This is a genomic window from Vibrio sp. 1401, assembly GCF_033340295.1.
Window position 1 is genome coordinate 1 of the sequence record NZ_JAWOWF010000214.1, and the last position, 875, is coordinate 875.

The 875-nt window shown below is 47.4% G+C and carries 1 protein-coding gene; it reads left to right on the forward strand.

What is annotated here, in order from left to right; translation table 11 throughout:
* The coding region (locus R7Z77_RS24640) for an efflux RND transporter periplasmic adaptor subunit (protein ID WP_318136963.1) at nt 1-788 on the forward strand (788 nt) is incomplete at its 5' end.
* Nucleotides 789-875 lie beyond the last annotated feature (87 nt).

Genomic DNA, 875 nt, shown 5'->3' on the forward strand with positions numbered 1-875 from the left:
CATCGTTAATTGAAGAACAAGCAAAAGCGGAAGTGGCGAAACGCCAAGCGAAAAAACTTAGCGACAAGCAAGTCACCGATCTGTACTTGCGTAAACCTCAGGTGCTTAGCGCGCAAGCGCAAGTGAAGTCTGCTCAAGCCGCTCTCAAACGTGCAAATCGCGACTTGGAAAACTGCCGAGTGGTTGCGCCATACGATGCTTTAGTGGTCGAGCGTGATGTCGGTGTGGGTCAGTTTGTGACGTCGGGATCTCGTGTCGCAACTTTGAATAACATCGAAGTGGCGGAAGTGCATGTTCCAATTGCTGGTTTTGATAGTGCGTTTTTGCCGGAGTCAATCAAAGAGCTGACAGCAACCGTAACTCAGCAAGGCATTCTCTCGACCACACGTGAAGGTAAAGTCGTTCGAGATTTGGGAATGATTGATAGCGCCACACGCATGATCAATATGGTGATTCAGGTTGAAGACCCTTATGGCATCGATAACCAGCAACCGCCAATCAAATTTGGTTCTTACGTCGAAGTCAGCTTTACGGGCAAAGAGCTCAAGCACATCTATCGTCTTCCACAAGAATTAGTGAAAAACCGCACGGTTTGGGTCGTCAACGATGAAAATCAACTTCAGCCTCGCACTGTCACAGTGTTAAGAGCGGAGGGAGAATTCATGTTGGTAGGTGAAGGTTTGGAACAAAGTGACCAATTGGTCCTGACTCTTCCTGAATACCCGCAAAAAGGCATGGCGGTTCAAATTGCAAAAAAGAATGACGACTCCGAAACCGTCGTACAGTAAGTAGGAGTTTGTCATGGAAGATACGAATCAAAAGGGCATCATTGCCTATTTTGCCAATAACCCTGTGGCTGCCAACCTGTTGATGGT